This is a genomic window from Streptomyces sp. NPDC002853 (genome assembly GCF_053591915.1).
On the sequence record NZ_JBSFUS010000010.1, the window covers coordinates 374,915 to 390,396 of the forward strand.

13 protein-coding genes and 1 pseudogene are annotated in these 15,482 nt (G+C 70.7%); 5 read left to right on the forward strand and 9 right to left on the reverse strand.

Going from position 1 to position 15,482, the window contains the following annotated elements; translation table 11 throughout:
* Positions 1–51: 51 nt before the first annotated feature.
* A complete protein-coding gene (locus ACWD02_RS28665; RefSeq protein ID WP_451215278.1) occupies positions 52–486 on the reverse strand; it encodes a PPOX class F420-dependent oxidoreductase in 435 nt (144 codons plus the stop codon).
* Positions 487–691: 205 nt separating this feature from the next.
* Between ACWD02_RS28665 and ACWD02_RS28670 the strand changes: the two genes are divergently transcribed.
* Entirely contained in the window at positions 692–1,417 is a 726-nt protein-coding gene (locus ACWD02_RS28670) for a DUF4232 domain-containing protein (RefSeq protein WP_451215279.1), read from the forward strand.
* A 27-nt stretch (positions 1,418–1,444) separates the two neighbouring features.
* On the opposite strand, the pseudogene ACWD02_RS28675 reads toward ACWD02_RS28670, so the two are convergent.
* Positions 1,445–1,588, reverse strand: a pseudogene (locus ACWD02_RS28675) (hypothetical protein); the annotation flags it as partial.
* Positions 1,589–1,633: 45 nt separating this feature from the next.
* The gene (locus ACWD02_RS28680) at positions 1,634–4,906 is read right to left on the reverse strand and encodes an NACHT domain-containing protein (protein ID WP_451215281.1); all 3,273 of its coding nucleotides are present in this window, start codon (positions 4,904–4,906) and stop codon (positions 1,634–1,636) included.
* 530 nt (positions 4,907–5,436) lie between these two features.
* On the opposite strand from ACWD02_RS28680, the gene ACWD02_RS28685 reads away from it, so the two are divergent.
* Positions 5,437–6,117 (forward strand): M23 family metallopeptidase, encoded by a 681-nt coding sequence (locus ACWD02_RS28685; protein ID WP_451215283.1) that lies wholly within the window; start codon positions 5,437–5,439, stop codon positions 6,115–6,117.
* A gap of 13 nt (positions 6,118–6,130) precedes the next feature.
* Here ACWD02_RS28685 and ACWD02_RS28690 read toward each other — a convergent pair whose 3' ends face one another.
* Complete coding sequence (locus ACWD02_RS28690) at positions 6,131–6,706, reverse strand: TetR/AcrR family transcriptional regulator (protein ID WP_451215285.1); 576 nt, start codon at positions 6,704–6,706, stop codon at positions 6,131–6,133.
* Positions 6,707–6,908: 202 nt separating this feature from the next.
* Between ACWD02_RS28690 and ACWD02_RS28695 the strand changes: the two genes are divergently transcribed.
* Positions 6,909–8,546: an MDR family MFS transporter gene (locus ACWD02_RS28695; protein ID WP_451215287.1), complete on the forward strand. Its 1,638-nt coding sequence runs from the start codon at positions 6,909–6,911 to the stop codon at positions 8,544–8,546.
* Between the two features lie 82 nt (positions 8,547–8,628).
* Here the strand turns inward: ACWD02_RS28695 and cseC are convergent, their stop codons facing one another.
* The 5 genes from cseC to ACWD02_RS28720 all read right to left on the reverse strand — a co-directional run bounded on the left by cseC (position 8,629) and on the right by ACWD02_RS28720 (position 13,109).
* The gene (gene cseC, locus ACWD02_RS28700; protein WP_451215289.1) at positions 8,629–10,047 is read right to left on the reverse strand and encodes a two-component system sensor histidine kinase CseC; all 1,419 of its coding nucleotides are present in this window, start codon (positions 10,045–10,047) and stop codon (positions 8,629–8,631) included.
* 68 nt (positions 10,048–10,115) lie between these two features.
* On the reverse strand, positions 10,116–10,829 hold the full coding sequence (gene cseB / locus ACWD02_RS28705; RefSeq protein ID WP_451215291.1) for a two-component system response regulator CseB: 714 nt from the start codon (positions 10,827–10,829) through the stop codon (positions 10,116–10,118).
* A gap of 18 nt (positions 10,830–10,847) precedes the next feature.
* Positions 10,848–11,468, reverse strand: coding sequence for a hypothetical protein (locus tag ACWD02_RS28710; RefSeq protein ID WP_451215293.1), 621 nt, complete (start codon positions 11,466–11,468; stop codon positions 10,848–10,850).
* Positions 11,469–11,488: 20 nt separating this feature from the next.
* Positions 11,489–12,037, reverse strand: a complete 549-nt coding sequence (locus ACWD02_RS28715) for a SigE family RNA polymerase sigma factor (protein ID WP_344524701.1) — start codon at positions 12,035–12,037, stop codon at positions 11,489–11,491.
* Positions 12,038–12,185: 148 nt separating this feature from the next.
* Complete coding sequence (locus ACWD02_RS28720) at positions 12,186–13,109, reverse strand: A/G-specific adenine glycosylase (protein ID WP_451215295.1); 924 nt, start codon at positions 13,107–13,109, stop codon at positions 12,186–12,188.
* Positions 13,110–13,295: 186 nt separating this feature from the next.
* Between ACWD02_RS28720 and ACWD02_RS28725 the strand changes: the two genes are divergently transcribed.
* Both ACWD02_RS28725 and ACWD02_RS28730 read left to right on the forward strand, forming a co-directional pair.
* On the forward strand, positions 13,296–14,831 hold the full coding sequence (locus ACWD02_RS28725) for a sensor histidine kinase (RefSeq protein ID WP_451215297.1): 1,536 nt from the start codon (positions 13,296–13,298) through the stop codon (positions 14,829–14,831).
* The gene (locus ACWD02_RS28730; protein WP_451215299.1) at positions 14,828–15,481 is read left to right on the forward strand and encodes a response regulator transcription factor; all 654 of its coding nucleotides are present in this window, start codon (positions 14,828–14,830) and stop codon (positions 15,479–15,481) included. Before ACWD02_RS28725 ends, ACWD02_RS28730 begins: the two co-directional genes overlap by 4 nt.
* Position 15,482 lies beyond the last annotated feature (1 nt).

Sequence of the window (15,482 nt, forward strand, 5' to 3'; positions counted from 1 at the left end):
GCCACTGCCGATGGGATTTTCCTGCACCTCGTACGCCGGTGTGGCGAGGTCTCAGCTGAGCTCCGTGCCGTACACCTTGTCGACCGTCATCGTGATCAGCACCCGGCGGTCGTCGACCATGACCCTGCGGTACTCGTCCCAGTCCGGGTGCTCACCGGCGGCGGCCCGGTAGTAGTCCACGAGGGCCTGCACCTCAGGGCCCTGCGGGTCGGTCCCGGGCCCGATGAGGGTGGCGTCGCCCTCGGCCGTGGCCCAGGCGCGGCCGTCGGGGCTCGTCACCTCGAGCGCGGCGCGGGGGTCGCGACGCAGGTTCGCGAACTTCGCCGTCCTCGCGGTCGTCGACACGCGGATGACGCCCGCGGCCTGGTCGTACGACGGCATCACGGGCGAGAGCTGGGGCCGCCCGTCGGCCTTGATGGTCGCCAGCACGCCGAGGCTGCTGCCGGCGAGCAGGGCGTGGGGATCGAAGGGTGCGTCAGTCGTCATGTGGGGCCAACCTGGGGGCGGGGGCGAGGTATTCCGTCGCGCCGTGCCCGGGGCGTCCCACCGACTTTCCGGGCCCTTTTCCCTGCTCAGCACGGTTCGTTAGGCGGATGTTAGTCGAGTAGGAGTTCGGCATTAGTGGGCTCGACCAGAGTCGGTCCTGTTCCCGAGGAGGGGACGACACCAACTACCTACAGGGGATCCCGCCATGCGTTCCAACACCACCGCCACCGCTCGTCGCCGCACCCTCCGCATCGCCGCCGCGGCCCTGACCGTCGCCGCGAGCCTCTCGCTCACGGCCTGCAACGGCGACGACGTGACGGGGCAGGGTGACCCGTCGGCCGCCTCCAGCTCGTCCTCCACGGGCGGCGGGTCGGAGCAGGGCGGTTCCGGCTCGGGCGGTTCGGAGCAGGGCGGTTCGGAGCAGGGCGGCGGCAAGGACTCGGCCGGGAAGAACTCGGGCGGGCAGGGCACGGCCGCCGGGAGCGATGCTGGCAACGTCGAGCGGGCCGAGAAGTGCCGTACGGATGATCTCGACATCTCGGCGACGGACAGCACCATCGACGGTGACGACAAGGGTTCGGTCGCGGTGACGTTCAAGAACCCCGGCGACCGGGGCTGCCTGCTCTCCGGGTTCGCGGGCGTCGACCTGAAGACCAATGCGGGGAATCTGTCCGCCACGCGCGAGGGGAAGCCTGCCGAGCAGATGGTTCTCACGGGCGGGGAGTCGGTGTCCTTCAACGTCAGCTACCCGATGAACGACACGGGCGGCTCCGGGGTCCGCGTCACGGGCCTCGTGGTGACCCCTCCCGGTGAGACGAAGTCGTACTCCCTGGAGTGGCCGGGCGCCGCCACGCTCCCCGTCAGCGACGGCACCGGCTCCTCGGTCACCGTCGGCCCGATCGGCAGCGCGGGCCAGGGCGGCGCGTCGTAAGCCACCTGGCTCTGAGCGGAACCATCGTCACGCCGGGCCCCGACAGCTCCTGAGAGTACGCATCAGGGCTGCGAGGGCCCCGGGTGTCGTGGTGAGGGTGGTCTCCGGGGTGTCGCTCTCCCGGAGATGGATGGTCGCGGTCGGTTCGTGGGTGGCGGCCACGCAGCCGCAGTTGGCGCCTCCGCCTGCCCACCGGGGGTGGGAAGGGGTGTGGTCTCAGCTCAATCGGTGAAGGGCGCGGGGCTCTCGTATCTCGACGTGCGGGGGAAGGGCGTCGATGTCGGTCGCCACGAGCGTGGAGATCGTCAGGTGCCGCAGGGCGGTGAGCCGGGCCAAGGGGGCGACGCTGACCCTCTCCCGTCCGCTGAACCCGTACACGGACAGGTGCGTGATGTCAGGGAAGAGCCGCGTGACGTGCGCTGCCGCTGACGCCCAGTCGATGGATTCGTGCAGCCCCTCGTGCATCAGGGACAGCTCCGTCACGCCGGGAAACGTCAGCCCTTCCGGTGCGTGGGGGAGTCCGCCGGACGTCAGATCCAGCCGGATGAGGTGCGGGAGGCGTGTGAGAGCTTCCCAGACGGCGGATGACCTGGGCCCGTCCGTTTCACCGAACAGGACCCACTCCAGCTCCTGCCACTTGTCCAGGCCGTGAAGAGCCTCTGCGGCCTCCGTGGAGTCGAACACGCCCAGCATGTGCAGCGGAGCATCAGCGGGGAACAGGTCGAGGCTCCAACGCTCGGTGATGCCCGCGAGGCGGAGCTGGTTCAGGTCACGCAGCCCGTGCAGCGCGGCTGGCGAGAGCCGACCGGGCGGCACCTTCATGGCGAGGAACGAGGGGGTGCACGCCGCGATCAGGCGGGAGGCGGCTTCGGGGGTCACGGTCTCGCGGATGTCCAGCAGCTTCGGGCGGATCTGCAGGCGTTCCAGCTCACATACCTGATCGTCACTTCTCAGCGTGAAGTGAGTCTGGCCGTCGTCCAGTTGAGAGATGACGGCTTCTGCGTACCTGCGGCAGTCGTAGCGGCTCCACCCCCAGATGAGCTGGCTGCGTACCCCGAGTGCGGGATGGCGGGCGAACCGCGCGAGGAAGGGGATCGCGGCATCCGACGGAATGCTTGTCGCGGTGATCGCGACGTTACTGGCCTCCTCCTCGTCCAGCCTGTCCGGACCAGGCAGCAGGTCCAGGACCATGGGCCCGACCATCGCCAGCTCGCGGGCATCCTCCGGGGTGCGGGGCGGAATCACCTCCGCCACCCGTAGCTCCACTTGCTCACGCACATCCGGTGCGAGTTCCGCCGCGTGCTCCAGGCAGGCTGCCGCCAGCAGATGGACTCGCACCCGCGCCCGCTCCTGGGCGTGACCGTCGCCGAACGCAAGCAACTCCCGGAAGAGTTCGGCTCGTTCGCGAGGACGCGCGTGCGCCACCGCCATGCGGATGACGTCCTCCCACTGGTCGTCCGCCGCGTGACGTGCCAGCACACCGAAGTCGCCCTCGTCGACTGCCGCCCGCGCGCCCAGGAAGTCCTGGAACGTGCGGTGGATGAAATCGACTGTGCCTGGTCCCGGTTCGCGGAGAAGCCCGCTGCGGTGGAGAAAGTGCTCGAAGACCGCCTTGGCGTCGCCTAGTGCTGCCACCTCCGGGATCGCGGGGAGCAGGTCCGCGATGATCGCCTCCGCCCGCGAACGGTCCATGGTCGTACGGCCGTTGCGAATCAGCCAGTAGGCGAGGCGCTGGAGGAGCTGGAGCTGCGGCTCCTCCCGCAGGTCGGGCACGTCCATGTGCCGCTCGCGGTCCCGGCGGAGCAGGAGCATGGACAGGGCCGCCGTGTAGAGGTCCTTGCGGCCGAGAGGGAGGAAGCCCCTGCGGTCGCGGTGCAGCGCGCAGATCAGGCCGCACATGAGGGGGTTGGTCGCCAACAGGCCCAGGTCGGGCTTCGTGTGGACCGCGTCGAGGAGCTGACTCTCGTACGAAAGGAGCGTGGCGTCCTCGTCCGCCACACCCGTACGCGCGGCCACGTGCCAGCGCTTGATGAACGTCGCGGCGTCCGCACGGCTCATCGGGGAGAGCGTGAGCTCGGCGAAGTCCTCCTCGGCGAGCCAGTCCTCACGTACGGCCGAGGGGCGTGATGTGACCAGCCAACGGTTGCCGGGATAGGCGTCGATCAGGTCGCCGAGCCAGGCGCGGGTGCGGGAGCGCTCGGCGTCCGGGATCTCGTCGATCCCGTCGATCAGGACCAGGCCACGGCCCGCCGTCAGTACGCGGGACTCCCAGCCCTTGGGCTGCGTGCCGGCGAGGGGGGAACCGACCGCCGCAAGGAAGTCCGCGGGAGCCGGAAGGCGCTCGCCGTGCCGGGTGAGGGTGCGCAGGGGCAGGACATAAGGGATGCGGTCGTAGAGGTACGTCATGTGGTCGTCGCCCGGGGCGGAACGCGCGGCGCTCACCGCCAGCCACTGGACGAGCGTGGTCTTGCCGGAGCCGGCCTCGCCCCGCAGGAGGACGCGGTCGAGGGTGTTGAGCACTTGATCGGCGCGAAGGGGGGTCGGGGCGTCAGCCGCCTGGATGTGCGCGGTTTCCGCGTCTCTGTAGGTCGTGGCCCGGGTGAGCGGACGTAAAGCACCTGGTGCGAGGTGCTCCCGCTGTGCTGCTCCGTGGGCGGCCTCCGCCTCCCTCTCCGTGTCGAGTACGGGGGAGCGGCCGTGTGAGGTGCCGTATTGCCCGCGAAGGCGATCGTGCGCCGACCACACCGACTGCGCGATCTCCTTCCAGGCCCCGGACGGAGCAGCCTCCAGCCGCATGTACGCCGCGTCCAGCGGCCATCGGCCCGGTGAATTCGCCAGATCGATCCCGAAGATCGTCAGCTTCCCCTGCTTCTTCGCGACGTATGCCAGATACCGCTGCTCGAAGGCCACGTCCTCCGCCCCGGGAAGGGGATTGCGGGCGATCAGTTCGTCGATCTTGGTGATCAGTTCCGACTGGCGGCGGCTCTGTTCCACCAGGGTCCGGGCCACGAAGGCCGAGCGTTGCGTGAAGAAGTGCAGGATGTGCAGGCACGTCGTGTCGAGCAGGCGGTCGTAGAAGTACGCCGCGTCGGCGGACAGGTCACGGTCGGGGTTGCCGCTCGTCCGGCGCAGGCGCAGGGCGAGGGCGTTGTGGCCGAGCTCGACCGCCTGGACGTCCGTGAGGGTGAGGTCGCCCAGGGCGTGCAGGGTGCGGGCCAGCGCGTCGACCACCGCCTGCTCCTCGTCGGCTGGGACGGCGCTCTCGCCGGAGGTCCGTACGGCCTGGCGCACCAGCTCCGACGCAAGCTTCGCCAGATCCTTGTCGGTCAGCTTCCGCTTCTCGCCCCGGAAGGACACGAGCCCCGAGAGGCGGACGGGTTTGTCCACCAGGGCCGCCCCGGGCCCCTCACGTACGAAGAGGCGCTTGACCAGGGGAGTGACGACGCTCGACGCGAGTCGGGTGACGGAGCCTATGGCCGCGGGATCCATGCGCCGCAGCGTAGCGCCGGTCACATTCGGGAGGTTGTGGATCTCGGGAGCCGGTGACATGACGCACAGGCGATATGTCCGGTACTAGGCGGAATAGTGGGACCGGCCCGACCGGTGGCCGGGACCTTCGGCCCGCAACCCCCGGGACCTTGGGTGCGTCGGGAGGGTCCCCCCGCGGAACGTGCCAGTGCTGGCCCGAGGTGCCCTTTGGAAGTGGGGTTAAACCTGACTCCGAGCGCCAATTCCGGCAGATGGTTGAAGGGGGAATTGTCGGAATTTGTCGGTGTCAAGGGGTCGAAAGAGGGGCGGTTGGCTACGGCATTAGGTAGTAGATGGGGTGTTTGAGCAGGGGGCGGGGTGCGGGTTACCAAGGTGGGGCCCCGGCGGAAACGCAGCGAAGCGTGTGCCGGGTCCCTCTGTGTCTCGGACCCAGACCCAGACGCAGTCACAGACGCAGTACCAGCCCCACGTGCCACGCAGCGACAGCGGCGGTGTCACGTACACGCTCCCCATCCCGGAGGTCATCCGCCATGTCGAAGCGCGCCACGTCCACCCAGTCCGGCCTGTCCCTGCTCCGTACGCGGACGGCCGTCGTCACCGTCGCCACCCTCGGGCTCGGCGCCTCCGCCGTTCTCGGTACCGGCATCGCGGCCGCGGCCGACGCCAAGGGCGGCGCGCTGCCCGGCGTCTCCGCCAACTCGATAGCCGCGCAGGCCGACGCCCAGGCCAAGGCCGCGTCCAAGGCTCAGCAGGCCGCCACCAAGGCCAAGCAGGCCGCCGCCAAGAAGGCCGCGGGCTGGCAGGACCCGGTCGACAAGTACACGCTCTCCGCGTCCTTCGGTCTCGGCGGCAACATGTGGTCCAGCAAGCACTCCGGCCAGGACTTCGCCGTGTCGATCGGCACCTCGGTCGAGGCCGTGCACAACGGCACCGTCGTCAAGGCCGGCGGCAACGGCGCCGGCGACGGTCCCGCGTACGGCAACGCCATCGTGATCAAGCACGACAACGGCACGTTCTCGCAGTACGCGCACCTGTCGAAGATCGACGTGCGCGTCGGCCAGAGCGTCGGCACGGGCCAGCACATCGCCGCCTCCGGCAACACCGGTAACTCCAGCGGCCCGCACCTGCACTTCGAGATCCGTACGACCCCGAACTACGGCTCGGCGGTCGACCCGGTCGCGTTCCTGCGCTCCAACGGTGTCACCGTCTGACCCACCCGACTGCTCAGGCGCCCTCGTGCGCCTGTGTCACCAGATCGATGGCGACCTCCAGGATGGCCTTGCGCTTCTCCTCGGGGTCGCCTTCTGCGTCCTTGAGCACGAACATCCCGCCGTGCATCGTGAACAGCGCGCTGAAGCAGCGCACCTGGGTCGTCATCGGCGCGTCCGGGTCCCGCAGGATGTCGAGCAGGCTGAGCATGCGGTCCTTGAAGGTCTCGCCCGTCTTCAGGTCCCGCATCGTCGCCTGGTTCTCCTGCATGAAGCGGAAGAGCGGGGACGCGTCCTTGAGGATCTCGCTGTAGCTGGTCAGGATCGTCCGCTTGGTCTCCAGCGTGCGCGGCTGCTCCGTGCCCCACTCCACCAGCTCGTCGATCGGCCTGGTCAGGTCCTCGAAGATGCTGGTGAGGATGTCTTCCTTGGTCTTGAAGTGGTAGTAGAGCGCCGCCTTCGTGACGTCCAGACGCTCCGCGATCTCACGCAGTGACGTCTTCTCGTACCCCTGCTCGGCGAAGAGTTCGAGGGCCACGTCCTGGATGCGCTGGCGGGTGTCCCCGCGGCGCTGCTGCTTGCCGGTGACCATCTCTTGCTCCCTGGCTCCCTCTGCTCGAATCCTCGGACACCTGAATCTTCGGACACTCGAATCTTCGGACACTCGAATCCTTGGACCCGATTTTACTTACTTGACGCCCGGCTAGTTAGGGGTCTAGTTTCCCTCAGTGTAGTCAGCTTGCCGGTCGGCAAGTAAGTAGGAGTACGACGTGGGGAACCGGGGAGTGGGGAACATGGCCGAGACAGAGATACAGCCGGGGGAGCAGGCGAAGGACGCGCCGCCGGCGCGCAGTGTGCGCGTCGTGATGTTGGCGCTGATGGTCACCATCCTGCTCGCGATGCTCGACAACATGATCGTCAGCCCCGCGATGCCGACGATCGTCGGTGACCTCGGCGGCATGGAGCACCTGTCGTGGGTCGTCACCGCGTACATGCTCGCGACCGCCGCCTCGACCCCCATCTGGGGCAAGCTCGGCGACATGTACGGGCGCAAGGGCGTCTTCCTCACCTCCATCGTCATCTTCCTGCTCGGCTCCGTGCTCAGCGGCATGGCGCAGGACATGGGCCAGCTGATCGGCTTCCGAGCCGTGCAGGGACTGGGCGCGGGCGGCCTGATGGTCGGCGTCATGGCGATCATCGGTGAGCTCGTCACGCCGCGGGAGCGCGGCAAGTACATGGGCATGATGACCGGCGTCATGGCGGTCGCCATGATCGGCGGGCCGCTCGTCGGCGGCACCATCACCGACCACCTCGGCTGGCGCTGGGCCTTCTACATCAACCTGCCGCTCGGCGCCGTCGCGCTCGCCATGGTGACCGCGGTCCTTCACCTGCCGAAGAAGAAGGCGGAGGGGCGCATCGACTACCTCGGCGCGGCGCTCCTGACCGTCGGCATCAGCTCGCTCGTGCTCGTCACCACCTGGGGCGGCACGGAGTACGCGTGGTCCTCGACCGTGATCATGGAGCTCATCGCGATCGGGGTGGTCGCGCTCATCAGCTTCGTCATCGTGCAGAAGAAGGCCGCCGAGCCGATCCTGCCGCTGCACATCTTCCGCAGCCTCAACTTCACGCTCATGTCGGTGATCGGCTTCCTCACCGGGTTCGTGATGTTCGGCGCGATGCTGTTCCTGCCGCTCTACCAGCAGGCGGTGCAGGGCGCCTCGGCCACCAACTCCGGGCTTCTGCTCCTGCCGATGCTGCTCTCGATGATGGTCGTCTCGTTCTTCTCGGGCCGGTTCACCACCTCCACCGGCAAGTACAAGATCTTCCCGATCGCCGGCACCGTACTGATGGTCCTCGGCCTCTTCCTGCTGTCGCAGATGGACACCGACACCTCGCGGTTCACGTCGGGCCTCTACATGGCGGTGCTCGGTGCGGGCATGGGCTGCCTGATGCAGATCACCATGCTGGTCGCGCAGAACAGCGTCGAGATGAAGGACATGGGCGTCGCGTCGTCCTCGGCCACGCTCTTCCGTACGCTCGGCTCCTCGTTCGGCGTCGCGATCATGGGGGCGCTCTTCAACAGCCGGGTCGAGGACACGATGGCCTCGCGCGCCGGGGAGCTCGGCGGCAAGGTCACCGAGCAGTCGGCGCAGCTGGACGCGGACAGTCTGGCGAAGCTGCCGGAGGCGGTGCGGGACGCGTACCAGCACGCGGTGTCCGCCGGTACGCACTCGGCGTTCCTGCTGGGCGCGATCATCGGGGTCGCCGCGCTGATCGCGGCACTCTTCGTCAAGGAGGTTCCCCTGCGGGGGGCCGCGCCCGGCAAGGGGGACGGGCCCGAGGAGTCCGCCCCCGGGGGCGAGAAGCCGGCCGAGGGTGCGGCTGGGGACGCCGCCCCCGGTCCGCGGGACGCGGTCGCGGAGACCGTCTGACCTGCGGCCCCTGTTCCCCCGAGCGAACGGGCCCCGGCACCTTCTGGTGCCGGGGCCCGTTTCTCCTGCCGCTTTTGACTCGCTACTTGTACTTGTCCGGGAGCTGCAGGATCGGGAAGCTGCCCGTGTTCGTCGGGGCGTGTTCCGGCAGCCAGAGGACTGCCACCGCGCCCTCCGCCGGGTCCTGCGGGGCCGCGCCCGCGGGGGTCACGTTGCGGAAGGTGAGCCGCGCGCCCAGGACCCGCGCCTGGCCCGCCGCGATCGTCAGGCCCAGGCCGTGCCCGACGCCCGCGCGGTCCGTGCTGCCGGTGCGGAAACGGCTCGGGCCCTCCTCCAGGAGACCCGCGGGGAACCCGGGGCCGTGGTCGCGCACCCGCACCACGCGGCCCTCGACGCTGACCTCGACCGGCGGCTTGCCGTGCTTGGCCGCGTTGGCGAGGAGGTTGCCGAGGATGCGCTCGAGGCGGCGCGGGTCGGTGGTCACCTCCGACTCGTGCACCACCGTCACGCTCACGTCCGAGTTCAGCACCGCGATCCGCCGCGTCACGAACTCGCCGAGCATCAGGTCCTGCAGCTCGGCACGCTCGGCCGCGCTGTCCAGCCGCGCCACTTCGAGCACGTCCTCGACCAGTGTGCGCATCGCCTGCGCCCGGTCCCTGACCAGCTCGGTCGGGCGGCCCGGCGGAAGCAGTTCGGCCGCCGTGAGCAGGCCGGTCACCGGCGTACGCAGCTCGTGCGCGATGTCCGCCGTCACCCGCCGCTCCGCTTCCAGGCGCTGCTTGAGCGCGTCCGCCATCGCGTCCACCGACCGCGCGAGGTCATCGGTCTCATCGCGTACGACGCCGCCGATGGCATCCCGGACGCTCACGTCCGTCTGCCCCTGGGCGACCTCCTGCGCCGCGGTCGCCGCCTTGCGCAGGCGCCGCGAGAGCTGGCCGCCGATGAGCACGCCGAGCGCGCAGCCGCCGAAGACGACCGAGATGGAGCCGATGACCAGGGCCTGGTCGAGGTCCTTCATCACGGTGGCGCTGCGGTCGGTGAACCGGGTGTGCAGCGACAGGATGTGGCCGTCGCTCAGGGGCACCGCCGCCCAGATGTCCGGCACGCCGCCCTCGTGGTCCTCCACGTACGTCGCGCGCCGCCCGGCGAGCACCTTCGTCAGGAGGTCCTTGGGCATCTCCGGGTCGTCGATCTTCATGCCGAACTGGCCCGTGCGCCCGGACGTCTCGTAGATCCGCTGGGCGTAGAGAATCCGCTCGTCCTGCACGTCGCGCGCGTTGTCGAGCATCGACACGCGCGCCGCGTTGTGCACGACCAGGCTCAGCGCCACCGCGACGAGCGCGCCGACCAGCGCGATGGCCGCGCTGATCTTCCAGCGCACGCCGGTGCGCAGGCCGGAGCCCAGCCTCGCGCGCAGGCCTGAGCCCTGCCTCGTGCGCAGGCCTGAGCCCTGCCTCGTGCGCAGGCGGGCGCGCAGCCCGGCCACCGTGCCCCCGCTCATATGTGTCCCCCGGAATGCGCCACGCCTGCGAGCCGCGTGACGTGAATGAGATCAGCCATGCCGTCGGCTCACGCCTTGAGCTTGTAGCCGAAGCCGCGGACCGTCTCGATCCGGTCCTGGCCCACCTTCGTGCGCAGCCGCTGCACGTGGACGTCGACGACGCGGGTGTCACCGCCCCAGCCGTAGTCCCACACGCGCTCCAGGAGCTTGTCGCGGGAGAGGACCGTGCCGGGCGCGGACGAGAATTCGAGCAGCAGGCGCATCTCGGTCGGCGTCAGCGCCACCGGGGCGCCGTCCTTGCGGACCTCCATGCCCTCCGTGTCGATCTCCAGATCACCGAAGTGCAGTACGCCGCCGTCCGGCGAACCGCCCTCACCGCCGACGGGCGCCCCCGAGTCGGCACCGCTCGCGTGCCCGAAGCGGCGGAGGACGGCGCGAATCCTGGCGACCAGGACGGCGCCGTCGAAGGGCTTGGTCACGTAGTCGTCGGCACCCGCCTCCAGGCCGAGCACGACGTCGATGGAGTCGGCACGCGCCGAGAGCATGATCACCGGAACCGTCGACTCGTCGCGGATGCGGCGGCACAGGGAGACGCCGTCGAGCCCCGGCACCATCACGTCGAGCAGCGCGATGTCGGGGCGGTCGGCGCGGAAGGCCTCAAGGCCCCGCAGACCGTCGGGCATCGCGGTGACGACGAAGCCGTCCCGTTCGAGCGCGAGCTGCGTCGCCTCGCGGATGACGTCGTCGTCCTCGACGAACAGGACATGCGTGTGCTCTGCCATCGGGGGCTCTCAGTTCTCTCAGTTCTCCGTCGGAGCGGGTGCGTCGCCGCCCGCCGCGCTGCTGTAGTGACTGCGGGTGCGGTCCGTCTCGGTGAAGTGGTTCGAGGACCAGCGGTACGTGATGACTTCCTCGCCGGACGGATACGACACCGGGTCACCCTTCTCGTACACCTGCTTGGTCACCACCAGGTCGCCGCGGTCGATCTCCGCGTAGACGGGCGGCTCCTCGTCCTGGAAGACATTCTCGTACTTCTTGCCTTCGACGCGATACACGTAACTGCTGGTGCCGACCGCATCGCCGCAGGTCATGATGTTCACCACGACATCGGAGGCGGAGCCTCCGGTCAGGTTGCCGTACGAGACGTCGACGGGATACTCGTCGGCGACGCAGGGCTTCAGGTCGCGCTTGACCGTCCGGCTCACCTTCGGGTCGTCCTTGACGAGTGCGACTGCCTCCAGGCTGGAGGGCGGCGAAGGCGCGGACGTCGTCGACGGCGTCGGGGACGGCGAGGGGGTCATCACCGTCTCGCCGCGGTTGCCGGGGCCCTCGTCGCGGGCGCCGGAGCCGCCGGTCGAGCAGGCGGTGAGGAAAAGGCCGATGGCGGCGAGTGCGACAGCCGCCGCGCTCCCCGCCCTCATCGTCCTGCCAGCCCGGGTGCTTAGGCCGCGCAACGCTCCCGCTCCTCACGTTCGAGCGCGCCGGTGGCGGGCTCCTCGCGGTCGCGGCTCTCCAGCTCCTGGCGGAGCCGGGCGAGCGCCCGGTGCAGGGTGCTCTTGACCGTTCCCGCGGACATGCCGAGTGCCGCGGCCGTCTCCTCCGTGGACATCTGCTCCCAGTGTCGCAGCACGACGACGCTGCGCTGCTTGGGTGCGAGGACCTTCATGATGTCCATCAGGAGGGCACGGTCCGCGTGCTGTTCGGTGGAGTCTTCCACGCGGGCGTCGGGCAGCTGCTCGGTGGGGACCTCTTCGAGCTTGCGGGCCCGCCACCACTCCGTACGCGTGTTGATCATGACGCGGCGCAGGTAGGCGTCCGCGAGCCGCTTGTCGGCTATGCCGTCCCAGCGGCCGTACGTCCGCACGAGCGCGGTCTGAAGGAGGTCCTGGGCGTCGACGGGGTCGGGGACCAGGCGCCGGGCACTGCGCAGCAGGGCGTCCTGCCGAGTGCGGACGTACTCTTCGAACTCGAGCACCTCGCCGTGCGCCATACCCAACCGCCTCCGTTCACCGACCACCGCTGCTTGTGCGGTACGGCTATGAAGCTACGGAGGCGTTGTCACGAGGCTGTGCGGAGCAGCCACCGGCGGGCGCACGGCCTTCCGTCGGTTGTGTAACAGAAGTAGGCGGGGCGTAAAGCTAGGTCAGGGGGAGCCGGTAGAGCCCCTCGGGAAGCGGCTCGACGAGACCGTCGGAGACGAGTCCGTCCAGGGCGCGGGCCCGCTGCACGGGCTCGTCCCACACCCGGTCGAGGGCCGCCTGCGGCACGGGGGCGACGGCCTCGCGGAGCACCGCGAGCAGCTTGCCGCGGACCTGGCGGTCCGTGCCCGCGTACGTCTGGCCCCGGCGGGCCGGCCCTTGATGCGCCGGCTTGCCGGCGCCCTGCCACGCGCACTGCGCGGCGATGGGGCACCGTGCGCAGTTCTCGTTCTTGGCGGTGCAGACGAGGGCGCCGAGCTCCATGGAGGCGGCGGCCCAGCGGGACGCCGTGCGCTCGTCCTCGGGGAGGAGGGCGCGGGCCAGCTTGCGCTCGGCGGCGGTGGTGGCGTTGGGCGGGTACTGCACGCCGGTGACGGCGCGCGCGAAGACGCGGCGCACGTTCGTGTCGAGCACGGCGTGCCGCTGGCCGTACGCGAACGAGGCGACGGCCGCGGCGGTGTACTCGCCGATGCCGGGCAGCGCGAGGAGCTGCGCGTGCTTGGCCGGTACGTCGCCGCCGTGCCGTTCCGTTATGGCGACGGCGGCGCCGTGCAGGCGGAGCGCCCGGCGGGGGTAGCCGAGGCGTCCCCAGGCGCGGACGGCCTCACCCGGGGCTTCCTTGGCGAGGTCGGCGGGGCGGGGCCAGCGGGCGATCCACTGCTCGTACACCGGCAGGACGCGGCTGACCGGCGTCTGCTGCAGCATGAACTCGCTGACCATCACGCCCCAGGGCCCGGCGTCGGACCGACGCCACGGCAGGTCGCGCGCGTTCGCGTCGAACCAGGCGATGACGGGACCGTGCAGGGCCTCGCCGGCGGGCTCGGGGCTGTCTGACATTGGCATGGGCTTCGTGGGCGCAGTCATGGCACGACGATCCTGCCACGCCCCCACCGGGGGGCGGGCCAGGCGGGGCCGCTTTATGCCGGCCACCCGCTCGGGCCGGCCTCTCCTCTGCCGGGAGGACCTGACGATCGGCAGGGGTGGGGCCCGGGGAGGGAGAAGTAGCTTCGGGGGGTGAAGAGTGGCCGGGGGCGGGGAGCCCTCCTATGGGTGGCCCTGGTGATCCCCGCGGTGAGCGCGGGGCCACTGGGCTTGAACGAGCCGCGACCGGCATGGCTGCAGGCGGCCGGAGCCACCGCCCTGGTCCTGGCCGTGGCCGTCCGGCACCGCCGGCCGGCCGGAGCCTTCGCGGTGGCCGCGGCACTTGGCCTCGCCACGGCACCTTCCCTGTTCACCGTCTCGTACGGCCCCGCCCTGGCCGTCCTCGCGCTGCTCATGGGCCGCCGGTCCGCCCAACTCCGCCCCGCGGCACTCGTCTTCGGGGCCACCGCGCTCATCGGCACAGCCAAGATCGCCGTACGGGGCGCCGACCCCGTCGTGGAGTGGCTCGTGCTCATGGGAACCCTGCTCTTCGGGGCCGTCTTCCCCTGGCTCGCCGGGCGCTACCTCCGCCAGGCCCGCGAACTCTCCGCCGCGGGCTGGACCCGCGCCGCCCAACTGGAGCGCGAGCAGCGCATCGTCGCCGACCGGGCCAGGCTGCGGGAACGCGCCCGCATCGCCCAGGACATGCACGACTCCCTCGGCCACGAACTGAGCCTCATCGCGGTGCGGGCAGGCGCCCTCCAGGTGGCCGCCGACCTGCCGGACCGGCACCGCACCGCCGCCGCCGACCTTCGCGTGGCCGCGTCGGACGCCACCGACCGGCTGCACGAGATCATCGGGCTGCTGAGGGAGGAGGGCGACGAGGCCGCACCCCTCGGCCCGGCGGGCGAAAGCGTACGGGCCCTCGTCGAGCGAGCCGCCGATTCAGGGCTGCCGGTGCGGTACCTGCACGACGGTGAGGGAGGGGAGCGTACGGAGGTGACCCGGACGGAAGCCGCCGAGCGGACGTTCTACCGCGTCGTCCAGGAAGCCCTCACCAACGCCGCCAGACACGCCCCCGGCGCCCCCGTCACGGTAGAAGTGCGCGAAACGGCGGTCGTCGTCACCAACGGAGCGCCCCAGCGCCCCGGTTCCGGCCCCGGCGCGGGCTCCGGCCTGGTGAATCTGCGGGCCAGGGTCGAAGACCTCGGCGGCACTCTCGACGCGGGCCCGCACGACGACGGTTTCCGGGTCGAAGCCCGGGTCCAGGCCCGCGCCGAAGCGCCGCTTCCCGCGCGGCCCACCGGCCCGGTGGCGGAACCGGCGCCCACCGGCCCAGGTCTCGCCCATGCCCGCCGCCGGACCCTGCTCGCCTTCGGCGCCGCCCTGGCCACCGGAGTCCTGCTCGTCGGCGGCGCCTTCGCCTGGTACGCGTACTCGCGGTCGCACGCCGTCCTGCGACCGGCCGACTTCGCCCGCCTGTCGGTCGGCCAGGCCCAGGCCGAGGCCGAACGCCTGCTCCCGGGCCTGACCGCGTCCGACCCGCCCGCGGAGCGCGCCCCGACTCCGCCGCCCGAAGGAGCGGACTGCCGCTACTACCGCGCCAGCGGTGAACTCTTCGTCACCGTCCGGCACTTCAGGGTCTGTTTCAGGGACGGGGCCCTCGTGGACAAGAGCGTGATCCCCAAAGCGGGGGCCGAGCACGGAAAGGAGCGGGTGCGGTGATCCGCGTACTGCTGGCCGACGACGAGGCGATGATCCGCGCGGGCGTCCGCGCGATCCTCGGCGCGGGCGAGGACATCGAGGTCGTCGCGGAGGCGGGCGACGGGAGAGAGGCCATCACCCTGGCCCAGGCCCACCGGCCCGACGTCGCCCTGCTCGACATCCGTATGCCGGGGCTCGACGGCCTGGCCGCGGGCGAGGAGATCGTACGGACGGTGCCCGGCACCGCGGTCGCGATGCTGACGACCTTCTCCGAGGACGCGTACGTCGCACGAGCGCTGAGCGGGGGAGCCACCGGCTTCCTGCTGAAGTCCGGTGACCCGCACGAACTCATCGCGGGCGTACGCGCGGTGGCCGGCGGCGCCGCCTTCCTCTCGCCCAAGGTGGCCCGCCACGTCATCGACGGCTACGGCGCCCAGCGCATGGCCCGCGGCGCCGACGCCCGCGCGCGGACCGCGGTCCTCACCCCGCGCGAGCGCGAGGTGCTCGGGCTCGTCGGCGAGGGCCTGTCCAACCCGGAGATCGCCGCCCGGCTCCATCTGGTGGAGGGCACGGTCAAGGCATACGTGAGCGCGGTCCTCGACCGGCTCGGGGTCAAGAACCGCGTCCAGGCGGCGATCGTGGCCTACGAGGCGGGACTTGTGCGGCTCTGAC